A 20,514-nucleotide genomic window follows, 5' to 3' on the forward strand; every position below is an offset into this window, starting at 1 on the left:
ACTGAATTGAAATTAATAAAAGCTATTGAGGTAGGCCTGATCAGAGAAGCCGGTCCAGTCACGCACTGCTGAGCCGTACTCCTGCTGAGAGGCGATGATCTTGGCTGTCAGTGGACTCTTGTCGGACAGTTCCTTGAGCAACTCCGAGTTGGCCTTGTGCAGGGCCTGAATCACATCGTCCGGAAAGTCCTGAATCTTGACGTTAGGATAATCCTCACGGATTTGCTTCAGATTTTCAGCACTGGCGTGGGTGGACTGAATGTACATGTCGTAGGCCGCCACACGCATCGCCGTAGTGAGAATATTCTGCAGGTCTTCGGGCAGGGACTCGTAGGCCTTTTGGTTCACCATAAACTGAAGTTCGGTGGCCGGCTCATGCCAACCGGTATAGTAGAAAGGCGCAATCTTGTGGAATCCCATGCGCAAGTCCAGTGAGGGGCCTACCCATTCCAGTGCGTCGATGGTGTTACGCTCCAACGCGGTATAGAGTTCGCCGGAGGGAATATTGGTGGGACTGGCACCGAGTTTGGCGAGTACTTCTCCGGCAAATCCGGGTATGCGCATCTTCAAACCCTTAAGATCGTCAACGCCTTTAATCTCCTTGCGGAACCAGCCGCCCATCTGTACGCCGGTATTACCGCCTGGGAATGACAAAATGCCGTACTTGTCGTAGACGTCCTTCATCAGTTCCATGCCACCGCCATGGTAAAACCAGGCGTACTGCTCGGTGGCGGTCATGCCAAAGGGCACGGTGGTGAAAAACATGGTGTTGGGGTCTTTGCCTTTCCAGTAGTAAGACGCTGAATGTCCCATTTGGTACTGGCCGCTCTTCACAAAATCAAAAATGCCCAGGGCGGATTTATGCTTATTGGATGAATCGATGCGAATGACCAGACGCCCGTCGGACATCTCCTTGACCAACTTCGCCAGATTTTTGGTGGCATCGCCAAAGATGGGAAAGTTGGGCCCCCAGGTTTCCGCCAGTTTCCATCGGTAAACCTTTTCACCGGCATTGACGACGGAAGCCCCGAGAAGACTCGCCAGACCGACGGCCATTCCCACTCGTTTTATCATTGTTTTAAACATTATTTGATCCTCTGGAAGCGTTATGGGTCATCAGCTGTCACTGACGATGAACAGACTTTAAGAAAACCGGCCAGGCCGGGATATCCGCGACACCACTTAAACGTCCTAAGGGTTTACACTGAGAGTAGGGGGGTAATTTGAGCTGTGACCACAAGCTCTAACGCGGTCACAAATAATTTAATAATGAGGTTCGCGCTTTTGTGTTAGTCCGTCTTTATAGGCAGAAGCGGGCTGAATGGGATCTGATCGCCCGGTACATAGAAGCTCAATGTATTAATAAGACGGGTTTAAAGCGTAGACAGGTCTATAGGGAGCAACCATTGTCACAGGTGAATGATCAATTCGACCGAGAGGAGCTGGAGCGCTATCGCAGCGATCTCCTGACCTACGCTCTGGCCAGGGTAAAGGATCGGGCCTTGGCCGAAGATCTGGTGCAGGAATCCTATGTGCGCCTGTTGGCCAAGGACAACCCGGGCCAGATTGACTGCCTCAAGGGTTACCTGTTGCGCACCATTTACAATCTCTCGATTGATCACTTCCGGTCCCAAAAGATCCGGCTGATGTCGACGGATGGTGAGGCGGAGATTGAACAGGCCTCAGGCAGCGAAGGTTCGCCGGAACAATGGCTGTCGGAGCGAGAACTGCGGGCCCGCTTTGAATCGGCCTACGAGGCACTGCCCGAGAAGCAGCAAAAGATTTTCTACTTCAGGCGCATGGAAGGTCAGTCAACAGAGCAGATCGCGAGCAAGTTTAATATTTCACGGCGTATGGTACAGAAATACATGGCCAAAATTGTCCTTCATTTTCACTCCTATTTACAGGATGACGTTTAAGCGGAATAGCAATGGCAATCAAACGGAAATACAGTACCACAGAGCAGCAGGCGGCCGAATGGATCAGCATTCTGGACTCGGGTGATATCTCTCCGGAAGAGTTTGAAACGTTTCTTCAATGGCGGGACCAATCACCGCAGCATAAATGCGAGTTTGAGCGCATGCAGGATGCCTGGAACCGGGTCAGCGCCTACGAAGTCCCTGTACCGGCATCCCTGAGACCGAAACAAAATCGGCATCGGTCTTTTCGCCAGTGGCTGCAACAGGCATTGCGCCCGTTCTTACAGCCAACGGGTTGGGTGGCTGTGGCTACGGCGGCTTCACTGTTATTGGCTGTTGTCCTGATCCCTCCCGGAGAGGTTCCGGACACACCCTCCGGGCCTGCGCAGGTAAGCACCGCGGTAGAGACTAAACCTCAAGTGTATGTGGCTGATCGGGCACAGGTACTCAAGATCAGACTGCAGGACAACTCCATACTGCATCTGAAGCCGTTATCAGAAGTCAAGGTAAGCTATACCAACAGCGTACGTAAAATCGAGTTGCAGAGGGGCGAGGCTTTTTTTGATGTCGCACGCGATCTGCGCCGACCTTTCCGGGTTTACGCCAACGATGGCCTGGTTGAGGCCCTGGGTACGCAATTTGCCGTGGCGTTGGATGGAATGGACCTTAGTGGAACCCACGACCTCAGTGTCAAGTTGGTGGAGGGGGTGATTAAAGTCAGTCGTCTGGACGCGCAGCAGGATTTTCAGCGACTGATGACCCGGCCTGGCCATCATTTACTGATCAGTACCGATCAATCGGATGGCGATGCCACCACCTGGGCAACCACGGATATTTATGAGTCGTCCCCTGATGCGGGGATTTCCTGGACCCGGGGCCGACTGATATTCCGGGGTACTCAGCTGCAGCTGGCGTTGGACGAAATCAACCGTCACTCAAGCCACACGCTGGTACTGAAGGACAGGGAATTAAACGATATTCCCATCTATGCTTCCTTTGATGCCGGTGACTGGCGGGCGGCTCTCAAGGCCATCGAAGCCAGCCTTGATATCCGCTCGGAATCTGCGGGCGACGACCGTACATTCCTCTATGCTCGCTTGAGCACAAAGGCTAAATGACCACAAAGGACGATCAGGAGACTGGCAGGAGCACAGGACCAGACACAATGCGTTAGAAACGCCCAAATTATCATGCAAGCACGAAGCGAAAGAATAATAACGACTCCCGTGATCTGCTGTTTGATCATACTGTGCAGCGTGCCCCTCGGTTGGTGCGATGACATCGGTGATCGACGGGTAACCGTGAGCGTTCCGCGGCAACCCTTACACCAGGCGATGGAAAAATTCTGCCGGCAGACCAATCTGCAATTCCTGTCTACCAGCGGCAGAATCACCTATGCCATCAGCAATGCGGTAAAGGGCGAATATCCACTTCAACAGGCCCTTCAAATTCTCTTGCAGGACACGGGTTTCCGTCACCGTTTTAGCGACGAAAAAACCATTACCTTGCATCTGGACAGCAGCCTGGTCTCCGATACGGCCTCTCTGCTGGCTGGCAGTTATCCCAGTGCGACACAAGCGCAAGAGGATGCGGTTATCTCCTCCAGGCATTTGCCTTTCGGCGAGCGATACATGGAGGAGATTCTGGTTTCGGCGCGTTTGCATCAGGAGCGCTTGCTGGATACGCCCATGGCCGTGACCAAAGTCAGCATTCACGAGCAGAGGGACAGGGACCTCAATGATCTGACCGATTCAACCCGTCTCGCACCCAATGTGGATTTCAGTTTCGGAGGCACCTCGTCCGGTTCAACCTCGGCGGCGGTAATGTACATACGGGGAGTCGGTCAAAACGATTTCACACCGGTTACCGATCCCGGAGTGGGGGTCTATATTGATGGCGTTTATCTCGGCCGGACATTGGGCAGTGTGATCGAAATCACCGATCTGGAATCAATCCAGATTCTGCGGGGACCTCAGGGTACCTTGTTCGGCCGCAATACTATCGGCGGAGCGATTCTGTTGCAATCCAGATCGCCCACCGAAGAGTTTGAACTGAGCGGCAATCTCACGGTGGGAGAGCAGGGCCGTAAAGGCGTCAATGTCAGCGCAAATATTCCCATCGCGGGCAATGCGGGGCTGCGACTGAGTTATACCGGACGACGTATGGATGAATATGTTGACCGTGTACTGACCGGAGATGCCCTCGGGGACGAACACACAGATACTCTTCGTGGCAAACTGGTGATGGACTTGGATCAAAATCGCAAACTCAGCCTGTCGGCCGACTTCACCCGTGAACGCGAAAGCTCGGCGCCGGAAACCTTGACACACATCTATACAGAGTCGGCATTCGTTCAAGCCCACAATCAGGAAGTAGAACAGAGACTCCCCGATGTCTCCTGTTCAGACACCAGCCCGGCTGCCGTGCTGGCGGGTTGCCTGACCACAGCTTTGGCGGCGGCACCTTACAGGAGTTTTGAGACTGGACCATCGCGTAACCATGTGGACAGTGCAGGCTTCTCGCTGACATTCGATTCGCCTCTGACCTCAGCCATCGATCTAAAAAGCATTACCGCGGTGCGCGATATAGACGCCCACTTTAACCGCTCCTCCGACGGTACTCCGGTTACGGTTATTCAAACCGCCGACAGTTACCAACAGCGGCAGTGGTCCCAGGAGCTGAGGTTACAGAGCAGCGGTGATCAGAGCCGATTCTTCTGGGTAGGCGGTCTTTATTTTATGTCCGAGAAATCTTCTAACTTCAGTATTATCGAAAGCACCTTGCCGACCTACCCGATCTTTTTTGGCGGTAAAACCAATAACTACAATCAGGCCATTTTCTTTGAGGGCAGTTACAAACCCACACCCAAATGGCTGCTGAGCCTGGGGGCCAGGTTGACCTACGAGAACAAGAGCTTTCTTCCCACCAGCGTTTCGCTTCCCTCAAATACGCATCTGGTCGAACACTCCGAGGAAACACTGAGCTTTGTCGAGCCCAGCTGGCGACTGTCTGCGCTTTATCATCCCTCGGAAGATTCCTCTCTTTATCTGACCCTGTCACGAGGGTTCAAGAGTGGTGGTTTTGTGCACCGCTATTTTGAACCCGCCCCCGATGGCCTGATTACCTTTGAGCCGGAGTATGTCACCCAATACGAAATGGGTTACAAGCAGGAATTTCCGCAGCACATGCTCAGGTTCAATGCGCTGGCCTTTTACTCCGACTACATAGATATCCAAACAGCCGCCAACCCTGCAGGCCAGCCCGCTACCATTACCGACAACGCCGCGCGGGGCTACATTATGGGTCTGGAGACGGAGCTCACCTGGTATCCCACCGCCTCAATCAAGGTAGAAGGCTCGCTGGGTTTGCAGCGAGCGGCCTATGATGAAATCGGTTCCGACAATGTGACGGTTGACCTCGATGACGACTTTATTCGCACGCCATCGGCCTCCCTGAATATGGGTATTACGCATATTTATCCGGAGTTCCTGCAAGGCTCGCTGGTGAGTCGACTGGACTGGACGCTGCGGTCGAGAATCGAGTATGAACCGGATAATGATCCCCATGTTGCTGAAAACGGCTATCAGGTTTTTGATGCCAGTTGGACCTATGAACCCTACGAGGAGGGTTGGAGTCTACGGTGTGGCGTTCATAATCTGACAGACGAGCGTTACATTATTGCCGGCGATTCCAATCGCTCGTTTGGCTATGCACTGACCGCCTTTGCCCGCCCCCGCCATTGGTACCTTTCCCTGGACTGGAAGTTGTAGTTCTTTAACAGCCCGCAGCCTTCCGTCAAAACCTCTGTCAAACCGACATCAACTTTTTTCAGATTTTGGTTCGCTTTTTCGATGGTTTCCGTCTTTATCCTATACACATAATAAATAGAGAGAAGACATCATGATTAATCTTTTTTTGATAGAGCACCAAGAGCTGATACGCACGGGCCTCTTCAATCTCTTGCGTTCCCAAAGCGAAATTCAAATCACCGGCTTTGCGGAAAACTACGAATCCGCGCTGTCGGCTATTGATCATGCGGAATTTGAAATCCTGTTGCTGGACGTGGATCTTCCCGATCATGACAGTTTGTCTCTGTGTCAGAAGATCAATCGAGTCAGACCCAATGCCAAAGTCCTGCTGTTGAGCAATGGTTTAAAGCCAGAGGTCCTGCGTCAGTGCCACGCCATCGATATCCGGGGCTACGTCATGAAATGCATCACTGGCGATGAACTGATCTTTGCCATTCGCTCCATATACCTGGAACGTAAATACTATGCGAACGAAATCGTTGACTACCTCTCTAATCATCAACCGGAGTCTCCGGTTGCTCCCCTCACCAGTCGTGAAAACTGTATTCTTCAGCAAGTGGCGAAAGGGTTGAATAACAAGCAGGTGGCCAGTGAACTCAGTATCAGCGTCCGTACGGTGGAATGTCACAAGCGCAATATCATGAAGAAGCTCAATATCTCCCATTCACCAGAGTTGATCCGCTATGCCCTGCAGATGGATATGGGCTGGCAGCTCGGCGCGGTGCAGAAGGGCTAGGGCGTATGAACGGCTCTCGGATTCTATTTCTGGTCCTGCTATTGTTCGTATCGGCTTGCCCGCAGGCCAGACCGTTGGTAATTGGTCTGCCGGAAATGGAACCCTATGCAGTCGAAAAGGGCCAGGGCTATTCCGGCATCTATGTGGACAAGGTTAGGGAGCTGATGGATTCCATAGGTGTTGCCTATACCCTGCGCGTACTGCCCGTTAACCGAACCATCCATGAGCTGTCCAGGGGCAACATTGACGCCAGTATTTTCCTGAAAGATCCAGGTCATCCCTCACAAGCTTTTGTGTACAGTCGGGCGCCCATTGACCTGGTGCGTTTCTCACTGATGATGCGGGAAGGTTCGGGCCGCAAGATTTCCATGTCCCAGCTCAAGCATATGAAAGTCGGAGCGCTCAAAGGTTTCTTGCCTGGCCATTATCAACTTGATAAAGAACAGGTCTGGCTACTCGACTCCCGCGACCGTTTGCTCAAGGTGTTGTTTGCTGATCGGGTGGAATTGATCCTGGCCGAGGAACGTATCACCCAGGCATTTGCGTTGGAGCACAAATTTCCCAAATTGCAAAGTTTACTTCAGTTTCTGGGTGAACAGCCGGCATTTATGGTTTTTTCCAGAAAGTCTCTGGGGCAGGAGGCGGATGCCCTCGCCGAGGTGGTGAGTCAGGCGCTGAGTGGGGGCTATTGTGATGCCTGTCCTCAAGACCAGTTCAGTCTTAATACGAATTGACAATGGTTGTCCTGCCAACCGATAGTTAAAGAAAAAATTTGGCAAGGTGCAATACGCGGTCTATATTCAAGTTAAGCATACAGTAACTCTCCCTCGTTGTTATTTGTTGTTATGACCCCTTTGCCTCGACTTGGATCGGGGCTTTTTATTGGTGCCCACTTTGTATAACTGCTCCTTAAGCTTGAACTTTGCACTCCTCAAGGTCGGACAGGAAAGCAGTCAACAAGGCATGGCGATGACCGCCCGTTTTGGTAATCAAATAAAACGACGAATTCCGATTAATCTGATCGGGCAATAGAGCTTTCAGCTCTCCTGACTTTTCCCATCGTTCGGCGTAGTGTGCAGGTAGAAAACCAATATAATGCCCTGTCAGAATTAACAGCGTTTCCGCTTCAACGTTGTCAATAATAGCTGCGGCACTACCTGCCTTCAGGGCCTCAATGTCCGCCGAGTTTTCATAACTGTGTGCAATGATCTCGCTGGTTTGTACCTCTTTCTCGGAGATGTCATCCTGGTGATACAGGGGGTGAGTCTCTCCACAATACAGCAGATGAAGTTCCTCAAACAGCTCCTCGTAAGAAAGCCCTTGTATCTTCTTCGGAAAGGGACCAATCGCCGCGTGCAGGCGGCCATCAAGAACTTGTTGTGCTAACTCGTTAGGGGATCGGGTTTCTATATGTAGCCGCACATGCTTGGCATGGGTATGGAAATTCCTGATGGTTGGAATCAAAGGAGAGTCAGAATTGGTGATAATGTTATCTATCAATCCCAGCCTCAGCTCTCCTTGCAATTCACCACTGATACCACTGGTTTCGAGGCGGAAATTCTCTACCGAGGCCAGGAGTCTCTGCGCTGCGGCATAAGCGATTTCACCGGATTCGGTCAGGCGGAACCCGCCCCGGCCTCGCTCGCATAGCCTCGCGCCGAGCCGCGTTTCCAATCTATTCATGTGTTCGCTGATAGCAGACTGACCAATATTAAGAATCGATTGAGCTGATGAAAATCCTCCACAACGGACGACAGTCACAAAAACTCTGAGCAGTTTGATATCGGTATTCTGGACTTGTTTCATGAGTTAAATACTGCCGAAAATCACTAAAAATCCCACTTAAATTCCATTTTGTTATATATGGAAGTCCCAATGTTTAATCCGGTAACTATGGATTTTACCCAACCATTAGAGCATTTACATTAACCGAGTAGCAACAAGCATCCACAGAGAATTCGGTGAAATTGAGGCAGTTATGGATCGGAACAACTATGAAAGCGGCAGGTTGAATTTGCCCTTTGTTGGGCATTGTACGTTTGCGAAATCCCCTATATGTACCAACTGGGACAACATTGACGCCGATGTCGCCATTCTTGGGGCGCCAAATGATATGGGCACTCAATGGCGTTCCGGGGCTCGGTTCGGCCCAAGAGCGATACGCGAAGCCTCAACGCTATTTTCCTTTGGGCATTCAGGGGCATACGATCACGAGGATGATGTGCTCTACCTGACGGAGAGCGAAGTTCGCATCGTCGATGCTGGTGACGCTGATATTGTTCACACCGATATGGAGGCCAGTCACGCGAACACCGAAAACGCCGTAAGAAAACTGCTCGAATCCAACGTCATGCCGGTTACCTTAGGGGGGGATCATTCCATCCATGCCCCTGTGATTCAGGCATTTGAAGGCAGAGGTCCCATTCATATTATTCACTTTGATGCACACCTGGATTTTGTGGATGAGCGCCATGGAGTCCGCTACGGCCACGGCAACCCTCTGCGCCGTGCCTCAGAATTGTCCCATATTAAGGGCATGACGCAGTTGGGCATTCGCAACGTATCGTCATCCAATAGAGATGACTTTAATGACGCGCGCAAAGCAGGCGCGGACATCCTCTCCGTCCGAGATGTAAGACGGTTAGGTACGCAAGGTGTCCTGGATCGTATTCCAACCGCTGACGGGCTGTCCTATTACATTACCGTTGATATCGATGGCTTTGACCCCTCAATCGCCCCCGGAACCGGCACTCCCAGCCACGGTGGCTTTTTGTATTACGAGGTGCTGGAAATCATTCAGGGGCTGGCGAAATTGAGCAAAGGCAACATTGTAGGCATGGACCTGGTGGAGGTGGCTCCGGCATACGATCCCAGTGGCGTTACGTCGATTCTGGCGGCTCAACTGCTTATGAACAGCATCGGTTACATATTTCACGCTCGAAACATCTGAACCCTGCCGTCATATGGACTATTAACAAATATAACGAGGAGAGTACCGTGATCTCAGATAACAGCAAAAGAAGTTTCAAAATCAAATCACTGACTGCGGCTATTGTTGGCCTGGGGCTTGGAGTGACTCCAATATCGGGTTTCACAAGCGATGATATTCTTCAACTTGAGGAGGTTATCGTTACAGCGACCCGGCGAGCCCAATCCGTACAGGACATTCCCTATAACATCACCGCCGTGTCTTCCGGCGCGATCCAGGACTCCGGTGCCAGCAACCTGGCGGATCTGATGAAAATCGTACCCGGCGTGGTGTTCGCTGATCAAGGCGGAAGAGCCAATGCACAGAACAGCTCTATTGTTCTACGTGGCTTAAATGTCGCAACACAGGGTAACGGTGCGGCCTTTGCTAACCTGACCGTTCCAACCGTCTCGACCTACATGGATAACACACCACTGTTTCTTAATCTCCAACTGACGGATGTTGACCGAGTGGAGGTATTGCGCGGTCCTCAAGGCACACTTTACGGTTCCGGTTCCCTTGCTGGTACCATGCGGTTTATCCACAATCGTCCGGAGTTCGATGCGGTTTCAGGTTCTGTGAGCGCCGGTGTTGAGTTTCTGGGTGAATCGGATGAACAGACCTACACTGCAGACGGTGTCATTAACCTGCCAGTATCCGATACTTTGGCTTTTAGACTGGCAGCGGCATATGAGAACGATGGTGGGGTGATTGACTCTGTTGGACTCTACCGGCGTGATTCCGACGGTTTTGCCGTGTTGGAAGATCCTGCGAACTTTGTGGGCAGTCCAGCCGCATTGGCACCCACTCAACAGGATACCGATGAAACGGAGTCGTTTAGTGCCCGGGCTTCAATACTCTGGCAGCCAAGCGACCGAATTGAGGCTCTCTTTGTTTATCATCACCAAACGTTGGAAGCCTCCGGCGATAGCAGACGCGTTGCCTTTCAAGAAAATCAGATTTCTGAAGTGCCTTCACTGCATGACTTTGAACAAGACGCTGATTTGATAAGTTTAGATATAGAGGCGGATCTTGGTTTTGCAACAATCACGTCGAGCACGTCCTATTCGGAAATGGAGATTGAGCAGCTCCGAGATAACACGACGATTGTCGGACAGCTTGATGAGAGCATTGGCCCCTGCTTTATCTATGGTTGTTTTCCGCGGGGAATATTTGCAGCCGATGAGCCCGGTAATCGAGAGGACTTTACACAAGAGTTCCGCCTTGTGTCGAACGGAGATGGTTCGATCGATTGGATTGCCGGTGCCTATTACAACAAGCAAGAAGCCGACCTGATTTTGGATCAGGTATTGCTGGGTTACGCGCAATGGGCAAATACGCCGGGGACGGATGCCCTGGTGGGTGCGAGCGTGGGCGTACCCGGGGGAGTGGGGTTGTCCTTCAACGATTTCTTCCTGGCGGGCTTTGTGGCTAATCCCTCAGATGAAAACAGTCAGTTCTTTAACGATCGAAACACTGAATTTGAGGACATGGCCCTCTACGGAGAATTAACCTGGCACGTCACCGAGGCCTGGCAGGTCACCCTTGGGGCGCGCTACTTCGATCAGGAGTACGAATCAAAGATGTTCCAGGTATTCTCCAATTGTGGCATTTTCTGTTCTCAGGATGGCGTAAACACACGAGGGGTTGCGTCTTCCAGTCAGTCAGAGAGTTTTGAAGATGTCATATTCAAATTCAATACATCCTACGAAATCGACAGCGACACCAATTTCTACTTCACGTGGGCTGAAGGGTTTCGCCATGGAGGCGCAAACGCACTGCCAGTGGGGGCGTTTGACATTACCGCAGATGCCGTTCCCTACGAGGCGGACGAAACCCAGAACTGGGAAGTCGGGGTTAAAGGCAGTTTATGGAATGGGCAGCTCGACTATACCCTTGCGGCTTTTCTGATTGATTGGGACAAACCGCAACTCGATGTGTTTGTCAGTGCGGCATTCCTCCCCGCTGTCGTTAACGGTGAGTCAGCCAGATCGGAAGGGATAGAGCTGGAGTTAAGGGGACAATTGACGGAAAATCTGATGCTGACATTCGGCTACAATTATACCGAGGCAGAATTGACGGATGATTTCAGTGTCGGTGGCGTTATTGGAGTGGATGGATCACCCTTACCGGGGGTTGCGGACCATATGGCCAATGTTGCATTGGATTACAATATGCCACTTGGCAACACGCTGGAGTTGCGCTGGCATCTGGACGGTCAGTACAAAGGGGAGGCCGAAAATGCTCTGCAAGCAAATCCGGGCCAACGGACTCTGGATTCTTTCTCTCTTTGGAACGCATCCGTCAGTGTCGAGGAAGAGAACTGGACGATTTCAGCATTTGTCAACAATCTGTTTGACGAGGACAATGCTGTATATACCTGGGGTGTTATTGAAAATGTAGACGCAGCCGCCAGGCCCAGAAGCGCCGGAGTGCGAGCGGTTTATCGGTTTTGATTGATATTGTCTGATTGGAGCCGTCACCAATGTGCAACGCCAATATAATTGTGCTCGAAAGGAAGAAATATGAGGAGTAACGCCACGAGTGACGGCGGAGATTGGCGCAGGAGACAATGGGCGACTTCAGTTCTATCTGGCAGTCCATTGGCCTATGTGCTGCTTGCCCTTATCAGCAATGCCGGAGTGCTGTTTATCAATATTATGCCGGCTCTTGTCGGCACCTTGATCGATGTCCGGGGCTTTAGTGAACAGCAGGCCGGCTATGTTGCGTCCGCCAATATTTACGGTGCTGCATTGGGGGCTTTCCTGACTGTTATGGTTGTCAAGGTAATTCCCTGGAAAAAAACCATCGCGGTGGTTCTGCTTCTCTATATGGCGGTGGATTGTCTTTCAGCCCTTCCTTTGTCACTACAATCTCTCATCTTCTTGCGTTTCCTGTCCGGAGTTTTCGGTGGTGCAATCACAACCTCCAGCTATGCGATGATGGCTCGCCTTGAGCAGCCCGACCGGGCTTATGGTCTGGCCGTTGGGTTAGGATTGGCCCTCGGGGGAGGAGTGATCTACATTCTTCCAGTGCTGTTGGAAAATTGGGGGACTTACGGATTATTCTTTTTGATGACGGGTTACAGTTTAATCGGCCTGGCTCTAGTTCCGTTTTCACCCAATCTGCCAATACGGGAACATGAGCCAGCTAACGGCGAGGTAAAACACTCACAAAATCAGAAGGCCCTGCCTCTGACGCTCTTACTTATTGGTATATTCCTTTTTCAAGCGGCCAATCTGGGCATATTTTCTTATCAACAAAGGATCGGTCTGGATGCGGGTCTAGGTGTTGATTGGGTGAATATGGCTTTGGCCTACGGTCTCTGGATTTCAATCCCAACGTCAATGCTGGTGGTCTTGTTGGGAGCCCGATTAGGTCATTCCAAACCCATTCTCTTTGCGGGTTGTTCAATGCTTTCTGCATTTTACCTGATGCATCACGCCTCAAATGCTGAGGTATTTCTCTATGCCAGCTTGCTTTTCGCGGTTGCGGTGACAGTGATGATACCTTACATGTACGGACTCTGCGCCTTGCTTGATGCAACAGGGAAAGGTACGGCAACTGCCAACTTTGTATCCATGTTGGGTTGGGCTTCGGGTCCATTGATTGGTGCGTGGTTACTTGAATACCACAAATATTCCGAACTACTGAACGCGGCTATGGCTGCTGTTGTTCTCAGTCTTTTTTTTACGTTTCTGTGTATCCAGCGCATCATTAGAGTACAGGTGTCATAATGCAACGCGATTTAGGTGGAAATTTCTATCTCGAACTGAGTGGCGACAGTCACTTGGAAATAGGACGTCAGCATGGTGAGATCCTGAAGTCACCCATAGCGGAATCACTGGCTAACTTTAAGGCGTGGTTGGGGAGTCGGATCAGTGAATCCCCGGATGAACTTATTGAGAGGTTGGTGACCCAATCCAATTACCTGGCTTCCTGGGAACAGTATGCACCGCATTTACTCGCAGAGTTAAGAGGTATTGCTGACGGTTCCCAACAACCCTTTAATCAGATCTTTGCCTTCAATCTACTGGAAGAAGTACTGGACGTGGTCATCAAGAAGGGACCAGGAGCCGCACATTGCACCACCTTTTCTGTCGTAAACAGGAAGAGTCGGGATAATATTCTGGCAGAGAATATGGACTGGGCCAACTATTACAATGGGGCTCAGGCGGTAATCCGAATTCGATATCCTCAATCGGATCTGGAGCTACTTATGTATGGCTTTGCCGGAACGGTGAGTGGTATCGGCGTCAATAATCAAGGCCTTGGGGTTGCCGTAAATACGGTGTTGAATACCAAGAGTCGATCTTGGAGCGAAGGTGGTCTTACCTGCATGGCCACTCAAAGGTTGATTCTGGAGCATGATGAATTGGATTCCGCCGCGCAATTTCTGCAGAGCGTTCCCCATTCTTATGGCATGAACTATATGATCGCCAACGCCAGTGGGGCATTGAGTGTTGAGGTATCCAGGAACGATGTCGCTGTTATTGAACCAACGATAGCCAGGCCCTACCTGGCACACTCAAATCATGCGCTAAAGTCCCATGATCTTGCATCGGTGAACAATTACTTCCAGGGCCGTGAAGCGGTAACAAGCCCCTCAGTTGCTCACACGGTGGAGCGGCTTGAATGCACGGTTGACGCCATTGAGGCCAATGCCGATGCATTTGACTCTTCATCAGCCGCCGCTTTACTCGGTACAGCCCCTGTAAAGGCCAACGCCGATCCGGACCTGGGCATTCAAACACTTCAATCAATGATTATAGAGTTCGGTGAAAGTAGAGCGGCCCGTTTTATGAATCCGGATTATTCAGATACTTACCAGGCCTATCAATATTGATGAAGGAACTGAGTCCACGGCTAATTTTTAGCAATGCTTGGGTAAGTTTACGGCCTTAGAAGCAGGAAGTATAATCATATCGGAAGAGAGTGAAACCGACCCGTATTGTCTGGAGATACACATTGCCCCGGCTCATCGTTATCTTGGCTTTCGAAGGAGTGACGTCGGTAGATGTAGCCTCGGCCGCAGATGTTTTTCACGTAGGTACGCTATACCGGAACAAAAAACAGAAGAAACCCTATGAAATAAAGGTGGCTTCGGTTGCCGGCGGATTGATCACGTCCATGTCTGGCCTGAGTATAGGCACCATTGGGCTGGATAGCATTGACTATAGGGAAATCGATACGATCATTGTTCCTGGAGGAGGGCCACCCCACAATCCACCCATTCCGGGTGATCTAGTTGCATGGTTAAAAAAACACGCTCATGGGATTCGAAGAATATGCGGTGTTTGCACAGGTACTTTTCTGTTGGCCGAAGCGGGCTTGCTTGAGGGGAAGAGAGCGACTACCCACTGGCAAGCAGAAGCTGTCCTGAGACAGAGATATTCGAACATAGACGTCGATATGAGTTCGATTTATATCAAGGATGAAAACCTCTGGACATCCGCTGGGTTTTCAGCTGGGACAGACGTTGCCCTGGCTCTGATCGAAGAAGACGAAGGCCATGATAGAGCTGTCCAGTTGGCAAAGATGTTGGTGGTCTACCTGAAGCGATCCGGAAGCCAGTCACAAGTCAGTACACCATTGACGTTTCAGGAAAAATCAGACGATCACTTCTCGAAGCTACATGCTTGGATTGTTGAAAACCTGACCTCGGAGCTTTCAATTGAGCGGCTGGCCGAAGTAGCCGGCATGTCGGTAAGAACGTTCGTCAGGCGCTACAAGGAAGCGGTCGGATGTACTCCGGCCAGAACCGTTGAAGCCATAAAGCTGGAAGTTGCCTGTGAAGGGCTGTCAAACTCCAGCGACTCCATCAAACAAATCGCGCGGGCAAGCGGCTTTGGCGATCAACAGAATATGCGTAGGGCTTTTATTCGGAGCTTTGGAGTTTCTCCTAAGCAGTATCGGGAGCAGCACAACAGTGACCGAGAAGCTTGAGCACTGCCAGTAGATGGACTACCCCCAACTAATTGATGGTCAGGCCAGGCTGCTCTCAAACGTCTTGCTGATAATTTTCCACTCGTCGTTTTCTTTGAGCAGATGGAGATAGTTAGTGAATTCGAAGGGGCCAAAGCCTTTCTCAGTGATAATGGCGGTACCAATATTGTCACTTGCGTCGACCAAGTCAACGGCGGCATCATAGGGTGCACCGGAAGATTTTAGTGATGGAGTACCCGCCATCTGCTCAAAAAAGGGCTCTGCCCCGGCTTTCAGCAATTCCCCGTTAAGATAACCATACATGATGGCGGACTCGTCAAACAATCTTCTTAAAGCCTCTACATCGCCCTCAAAAGTGGCTGTGATATAAGCTTCTGCAACTTTTCTTACAGCTTCTTGGTTGTTGATTGACACAATATTCTCCTGTGGGGGCAATACAAGCCTATAACAACCTGCATTACGGTAAATTGTCGAAGCTATAATAACGCCTAAGGGCGATGATAATTCGCCAATTGCCCTTCAAATTTGGCCAATTCAATCTCTTATATCAGGTAAGCCGATCGTACTGTCTCATTATGGCCTGCAATGCCTGGTGGTCGATGGCCTCCAGGGTATGGCCAGGTGGTTTAAATGTGGGTACTGATCTGGCAGCAACCATGGCGTTCAATACGGACTCCTCTACTGCCTCCACCGCTGCTTCGTGAATCAAATCACAATGGGCATCATTAATGCATTCGAGGGTGAATGAGTGCGGCTGGTCAGCACCCAATGCCGGCATATGGACATCGTTACCCGTTGAGAAGGCGAGCATAATGTCGCCGGAGAAGTGACCTCCGTAGCTGCCGGTGCGGCTGATCCCGAGAGCACCGCGTTTGGCCAGTCGGTTCAGCTGGATCGGCAGCATGGGGATGTCGGTTGCCAGGATCACGATAATTGAGCCGGTTTCATGTCCGGTGGTGTTTGAAATGATGGCATTGTCCGTCAGATGCCTGCCCACGGGAACGCCACACACGGTGAATTCGGGGCGCAGGCCGTAGTTGGACTGCACAAAGGCTGCCACGGTATAGCGTTTGCCCGCAATATCGATTAATCGCGAGCTGGTGCCGGATCCACCTTTGAATTCATAGGTTTGCATGCCGGCACCACCGCCCACATTGCCCTCCTCCACGGAGCCGGAGCGGGCGGAATTCAGAGCCTCCATGACATGTTCGGATCTGAGGTGTTGACCGCAGATATCGTTGACAAGACCGTCGTATGTTTCTGCGATGACTGGCAGCGCCCAGGAGTGATATTCATGGAAATACTCAGGGTGTTGCTCAATCATCCAGGCGGTGGTTGCGTCATGAACCACTCCAACTGAGTGCGAGTTGGTGATACAGATTGGACTGTTAAAATAACCGGCGTCCTTTATCCAGTGTGAGCCTGTCAGCTCACCGTTTCCGTTCAAGTCAAACTGGCCGGCCCAGACCGGATTGGGGCGTTGCTGGCGGCCACGTGGAAGGATTGCAGTAACACCGGTGTACATCGGATTTCCGGTAAGCTCCGCTTTACCGACCAGGGTGCTGTAACCTAACTCCACGCCGGGAACGTCGGTGATGGCGTTCCAGGCTCCGGGAGTTCCATTCAAAGGCAGACCTAAGTCTCTGGCTCTGGTTTTCATGGGTATCTTCACTCACTCTATTGCGGACACTGAACGTGTCGGAATTTCTCAAATTGGCACGGAGTCTTGTTGGCAGCGCCGGGTTGTCGCCAAGCCAAACAACAGCAAACTTGCGAGTACACCGATGCAGGCCAGGACGTTTACGGCCAAATAGCTTTCCGCAGATATAAACAATACGGCCACCCCGGGGCCCAAAGCTGAACCCATGCCGTGAAATGCGGGGGCTACTGCAACACTGCGCCCACTGTTGTCGGCGTTATTCACTACCGCATACTGATAAGATAGGGAGTAGTTCCAGCTAAAGTTGTATAAGGCCAGGCCCAGTACATATTCAGTCCTGGAGAAGCTGCCGCTCAATAACAAAAGGGACAGCACCGAAATTGAGGCAGCCACGGTGAGCGGACCGAGCCTTCCAAAGCGCTCTCCGCACAGGGAAGCCAGCAGTGCGCCCGGTACTCCAAACGCAACACCGATCGCCAGGCTTTGTCCAATGATCTCCATAGGCATTCCGGAATTTACAGCCATTCTCTCGATGTAAGTCCACACCACACCGACATTGAAGAAGAACATGAAGCATCCCAGCAACGCCAGAAGTACGGGAGGGCTTAAAGTCACAGCAAATTTCTGCCTTTGGGTAACCGACCTGCCGGCAGCGGGTAGCCAGGGCAGCAATATCATGCCCAGGATCAGGCAGATCATCAGTGTCAGCAGTATGCCTTCCAGGCCATACCGTTGAATGACATCCGGCAGAAATAATAAACCGACAATCTGAAAAGTAACCTGCGCCGCCACTGACAATCCGAAACATCGATCCGCCTGGGGTTGATCGGATAAAACTGTCAATGCGATGGAGTAGGCGGCTCCACCGCCGAGACCGACAAACCACAGTGCAACAATAAACAGTGGTATATTTGTCAGCCACAGACAAGCAGCGTTCCCAATCAGCATGACTGACAGCGCTGCACCCGCAGCCCAGCGCCAGTGAACGCGGCGAATCCAAAAAATGGCAGCGATGGAGCTGAGGGCAGAGCCGCTCATGCAAGCGGCAGCCATATAGCCTAACTGTACCTCGGTCATTGCCAGGGATTCGGCTGCCGCTCCGACCAGTAGCGGCAGTATCAGAAAAGCCGACATGGCAATCACGCTGATAGCGACGGCAGCCACCACATTTGAATGCTGTCCTACATCGGTCGATTGAGTCATGCTACCACCCCAAGTCGTTATTGAAAGCGATAACTCAGTTCAACACCGTAGGTTCGCGGTTCACCGACAAGCCTTTCAAGACCGGTGGTAGACTCACCGAATGCCAGCGGCGTAATCGGATACTTCCACAACAGGGAGTCGTATTCTTCATCGGTGATGTTCTTTGCCCACAGATACACCGAAGCCATTTCATCAGCTGTGGTATAACCGATTCGGGCGTTCAACAGCGATCGCTGTTCCACTACCAGATCCGGGTCGTTGACCGCATCTGTAAAGTACTCGTCCCGAGAGGTCCAGTCGAAATGGAAATCGAGGCTGGCGCCGTTGGACAGTGGGTGGGTGTAATCGATATTGGCGGCAGCGGACCAGTCGGATACCAGCTGCAGAGCATTGCCATCGCAATTTACAGCGGCACCGTTGCAGCCTCGGTAGGAGGTGTATTTATGGTCCAGTAATCCCAGGCTCAATCCCAGCGCCAGGTTTTGGCTCGCCATCCACTCCAGTTCAAACTCCAAGCCATCGATTTCTGACTGACCGGCATTGGTAGTGGTAAAGCCCAGGCCCAGTAGTTGGCCGACTTGCATATCGTCATACTCTGTACGGAACATCGCGGCATTAAAACGCAGTCGACGATCAAGAAGTGTGGCTTTAAACCCCAGCTCGTAGGAAATGGCCTCCTCGGGGCCAAAGACGAATAAATCTTCGGAGGTAAAATCGACAATATCGGTTTGGAAACCACCGCTTTTGACGCCCTTTCGAACGGAAGCGTAGAGGTTGGTGGTCTCGCTTAGCACATAGCCCAGGCTGATATCACCGGACCAGGCATCATCCTGTTGCGCGGGTGAAAATCTGAGATCGGGGAAACCCACCCCGGCGCTATCCACTTGGGTGAAGTCACTGTGCTTTTGTTCATCGGTGTACCTCAGTCCGAGAGTAAATGTCAGTGCCTCGGTCAAATAGACATTGGCAGTCCCGAATATGGCCCAGGCCTCACTGTCAACAGAGCTTTTGCTGGATATACCAAAGGAGTTGTCCGGATAAGGTACAACCGCAGTGATACGATTGGCGTCCACTTCCTGTTCCAGATAATACAGCCCGACAATGTAGTCGTAGCTGTCATTAGAAGGTGACGTCAAGCGCAGTTCCTGACTGAAGGTGTCAGAATTATCCTGAAAGTGAGAATAACTCAACGTTATAGGACCGGCGTCATCGTCGGCCACCAACTTAAAATCCGCGAACCGTTGGGCAGTGATTGATGTCAGGGTAAAGCCAGACTCCAGATCCCAATTGACTGTCAGTCCGATGCCGCCCGACTCAATCTGTTCTCGATTGGGATCATTTTGATTCACTTTATAGGCCTCGGGCTGGTACCAATCAGGAACAAAGGCATTCAATATAGGTTCCAGTGTCTGGCCGAATAATTGCCGGTTATCCTGTTCCAGATAATCTACCGACAGGCTCATCTCCAGGTTGTTAGAGGGGGTCCAGTAAAGAGCTCCGCGGCCACCCACGCGATCGTCGTCCATGTAACTGTCGCCATCGAAAAAATTGTCTACATAACCGTCTCGCTGGAAGGAAAAACCACTGAGTTTGCCAGAGAGTACGCCGTCGATTAATGGGCCTGAGACACTCGCCTGCAGGTCTTGACGTTCATAGTTGCCTAAGGAAACCTTGATCCGTGCCTCAAGTTCATCGGTAGGCTTCTTGGTCGTAATGTTAATCGCGCCGGCAATGGTATTTCGGCCAAACAGTGACCCTTGAGGTCCGCGCAGCACTTCAACCTGCTGAATATCGTTCATGGGAAAATTAAAGGATGCCGGGCGACCGGCGAAGACCCCATCGATATAGACACCCAGACCACTCTCCTGGCCGGCATTACGGGTGACACTGACGATACCCCGCATTCCCCAGGAATTCAGCGAGTTGCCATTAGGATCCATCGCCAGGTTCGGTACGCTTCCGACCAAATCATCCATGGCGGTAGCCCCGGTGTTTTCGATCGCCATTTCGCCCATTGAAGTAATGGCAATCGGAATGTCTTCCGCACTTTCTTCGCGCTTTCGGGCTGTGACTACAACCTCCTCAAGGGCGAACTCAGGCTCAGCCGCATAAACCGGAGCCACACAGGCCAGAGTGCCGATGGCAGCGGATAAGGCCGCGACTCTGCAGTTGATAGGAAGGCGCTTTCTCATGATTGTTCTCCGAGTCATTATTATCACGTTGCCCGTCAATTCCACTTGAGTCTATCCGGACCTGAACATGGGCATCGGGTT

The 20,514-nt window shown here is 51.5% G+C and carries 16 protein-coding genes; 10 read left to right on the top strand and 6 right to left on the bottom strand.

The features are described from left to right. Positions 1 to 12 precede the first annotated feature (12 nt). Complete coding sequence (locus HBA55_RS04175) at positions 13 to 1,086, bottom strand: TRAP transporter substrate-binding protein (RefSeq protein ID WP_240945864.1); 1,074 nt, start codon at positions 1,084 to 1,086, stop codon at positions 13 to 15. Between the two features lie 329 nt (positions 1,087 to 1,415). On the opposite strand from HBA55_RS04175, the gene HBA55_RS04180 reads away from it, so the two are divergent. From HBA55_RS04180 to HBA55_RS04200, 5 genes are all read left to right on the top strand, one after another. After that, positions 1,416 to 1,919 (top strand): RNA polymerase sigma factor, encoded by a 504-nt coding sequence (locus tag HBA55_RS04180; protein WP_338109360.1) that lies wholly within the window; start codon positions 1,416 to 1,418, stop codon positions 1,917 to 1,919. An 11-nt stretch (positions 1,920 to 1,930) separates the two neighbouring features. Beyond that, positions 1,931 to 3,037 (top strand): FecR family protein, encoded by a 1,107-nt coding sequence (locus HBA55_RS04185; protein WP_166987480.1) that lies wholly within the window; start codon positions 1,931 to 1,933, stop codon positions 3,035 to 3,037. A gap of 120 nt (positions 3,038 to 3,157) precedes the next feature. After that, positions 3,158 to 5,689 carry a TonB-dependent receptor gene (locus HBA55_RS04190; protein WP_166987483.1) on the top strand — a complete coding sequence of 844 codons (2,532 nt, stop codon included), beginning with the start codon at positions 3,158 to 3,160 and terminating at the stop codon, positions 5,687 to 5,689. A gap of 130 nt (positions 5,690 to 5,819) precedes the next feature. Then, positions 5,820 to 6,464: a LuxR C-terminal-related transcriptional regulator gene (locus HBA55_RS04195; RefSeq protein WP_166987486.1), complete on the top strand. Its 645-nt coding sequence runs from the start codon at positions 5,820 to 5,822 to the stop codon at positions 6,462 to 6,464. Between the two features lie 5 nt (positions 6,465 to 6,469). Next, on the top strand, positions 6,470 to 7,198 hold the full coding sequence (locus tag HBA55_RS04200) for a substrate-binding periplasmic protein (RefSeq protein ID WP_166987489.1): 729 nt from the start codon (positions 6,470 to 6,472) through the stop codon (positions 7,196 to 7,198). A 175-nt stretch (positions 7,199 to 7,373) separates the two neighbouring features. Here the strand turns inward: HBA55_RS04200 and HBA55_RS04205 are convergent, their stop codons facing one another. Then, positions 7,374 to 8,270: a LysR family transcriptional regulator gene (locus tag HBA55_RS04205; RefSeq protein ID WP_166987492.1), complete on the bottom strand. Its 897-nt coding sequence runs from the start codon at positions 8,268 to 8,270 to the stop codon at positions 7,374 to 7,376. Positions 8,271 to 8,442: 172 nt separating this feature from the next. Between HBA55_RS04205 and speB the strand changes: the two genes are divergently transcribed. The 5 genes from speB to HBA55_RS04230 all read left to right on the top strand — a co-directional run bounded on the left by speB (position 8,443) and on the right by HBA55_RS04230 (position 15,378). Next, positions 8,443 to 9,414 (top strand): agmatinase, encoded by a 972-nt coding sequence (gene speB / locus HBA55_RS04210; protein WP_166987495.1) that lies wholly within the window; start codon positions 8,443 to 8,445, stop codon positions 9,412 to 9,414. 47 nt (positions 9,415 to 9,461) lie between these two features. After that, on the top strand, positions 9,462 to 11,888 hold the full coding sequence (locus tag HBA55_RS04215; RefSeq protein ID WP_166987498.1) for a TonB-dependent receptor domain-containing protein: 2,427 nt from the start codon (positions 9,462 to 9,464) through the stop codon (positions 11,886 to 11,888). A gap of 69 nt (positions 11,889 to 11,957) precedes the next feature. Continuing rightward, positions 11,958 to 13,169 (top strand): MFS transporter, encoded by a 1,212-nt coding sequence (locus HBA55_RS04220; RefSeq protein WP_166987501.1) that lies wholly within the window; start codon positions 11,958 to 11,960, stop codon positions 13,167 to 13,169. Further along, positions 13,169 to 14,278, top strand: coding sequence for a C45 family autoproteolytic acyltransferase/hydrolase (locus HBA55_RS04225; protein ID WP_166987504.1), 1,110 nt, complete (start codon positions 13,169 to 13,171; stop codon positions 14,276 to 14,278). Before HBA55_RS04220 ends, HBA55_RS04225 begins: the two co-directional genes overlap by 1 nt. Before the next feature lie 122 nt (positions 14,279 to 14,400). Beyond that, positions 14,401 to 15,378: a GlxA family transcriptional regulator gene (locus tag HBA55_RS04230; protein WP_166987507.1), complete on the top strand. Its 978-nt coding sequence runs from the start codon at positions 14,401 to 14,403 to the stop codon at positions 15,376 to 15,378. Positions 15,379 to 15,417: 39 nt separating this feature from the next. Here the strand turns inward: HBA55_RS04230 and HBA55_RS04235 are convergent, their stop codons facing one another. The 4 genes from HBA55_RS04235 to HBA55_RS04250 all read right to left on the bottom strand — a co-directional run bounded on the left by HBA55_RS04235 (position 15,418) and on the right by HBA55_RS04250 (position 20,433). Then, on the bottom strand, positions 15,418 to 15,792 hold the full coding sequence (locus HBA55_RS04235) for a nuclear transport factor 2 family protein (protein ID WP_166987510.1): 375 nt from the start codon (positions 15,790 to 15,792) through the stop codon (positions 15,418 to 15,420). Between the two features lie 133 nt (positions 15,793 to 15,925). Then, positions 15,926 to 17,038 carry a DmpA family aminopeptidase gene (locus HBA55_RS04240; protein ID WP_166987513.1) on the bottom strand — a complete coding sequence of 371 codons (1,113 nt, stop codon included), beginning with the start codon at positions 17,036 to 17,038 and terminating at the stop codon, positions 15,926 to 15,928. A gap of 48 nt (positions 17,039 to 17,086) precedes the next feature. Then, complete coding sequence (locus tag HBA55_RS04245; RefSeq protein WP_166987516.1) at positions 17,087 to 18,241, bottom strand: MFS transporter; 1,155 nt, start codon at positions 18,239 to 18,241, stop codon at positions 17,087 to 17,089. A gap of 17 nt (positions 18,242 to 18,258) precedes the next feature. Continuing rightward, a complete protein-coding gene (locus HBA55_RS04250) occupies positions 18,259 to 20,433 on the bottom strand; it encodes a TonB-dependent receptor (protein WP_166987518.1) in 2,175 nt (724 codons plus the stop codon). Between the last annotated feature and the right edge of the window lie 81 nt (positions 20,434 to 20,514).

It is taken from the genome of Pseudomaricurvus alkylphenolicus (assembly GCF_011683955.1).
In the GTDB taxonomy this organism is placed as follows: Bacteria; Pseudomonadota; Gammaproteobacteria; order Pseudomonadales; family Cellvibrionaceae; genus Pseudomaricurvus; species Pseudomaricurvus alkylphenolicus.

Bases quoted from the DNA above. Each gene is read 5' to 3' on its own strand.
- HBA55_RS04175 (WP_240945864.1), bottom strand. From the start codon at position 1,086: ATGTTTAAAACAATGATAAAACGAGTGGGAATGGCCGTCGGTCTGGCG.
- HBA55_RS04185 (WP_166987480.1), top strand. From the start codon at position 1,931: ATGGCAATCAAACGGAAATACAGTACCACAGAGCAGCAGGCGGCCGAA.
- HBA55_RS04195 (WP_166987486.1), top strand. From the start codon at position 5,820: ATGATTAATCTTTTTTTGATAGAGCACCAAGAGCTGATACGCACGGGC.
- HBA55_RS04200 (WP_166987489.1), top strand. From the start codon at position 6,470: ATGAACGGCTCTCGGATTCTATTTCTGGTCCTGCTATTGTTCGTATCG.
- HBA55_RS04205 (WP_166987492.1), bottom strand. From the start codon at position 8,270: ATGAAACAAGTCCAGAATACCGATATCAAACTGCTCAGAGTTTTTGTG.
- speB (WP_166987495.1), top strand. From the start codon at position 8,443: ATGGATCGGAACAACTATGAAAGCGGCAGGTTGAATTTGCCCTTTGTT.
- HBA55_RS04220 (WP_166987501.1), top strand. From the start codon at position 11,958: ATGAGGAGTAACGCCACGAGTGACGGCGGAGATTGGCGCAGGAGACAA.
- HBA55_RS04225 (WP_166987504.1), top strand. From the start codon at position 13,169: ATGCAACGCGATTTAGGTGGAAATTTCTATCTCGAACTGAGTGGCGAC.
- HBA55_RS04240 (WP_166987513.1), bottom strand. From the start codon at position 17,038: ATGAAAACCAGAGCCAGAGACTTAGGTCTGCCTTTGAATGGAACTCCC.
- HBA55_RS04245 (WP_166987516.1), bottom strand. From the start codon at position 18,241: ATGACTCAATCGACCGATGTAGGACAGCATTCAAATGTGGTGGCTGCC.
- HBA55_RS04250 (WP_166987518.1), bottom strand. From the start codon at position 20,433: ATGAGAAAGCGCCTTCCTATCAACTGCAGAGTCGCGGCCTTATCCGCT.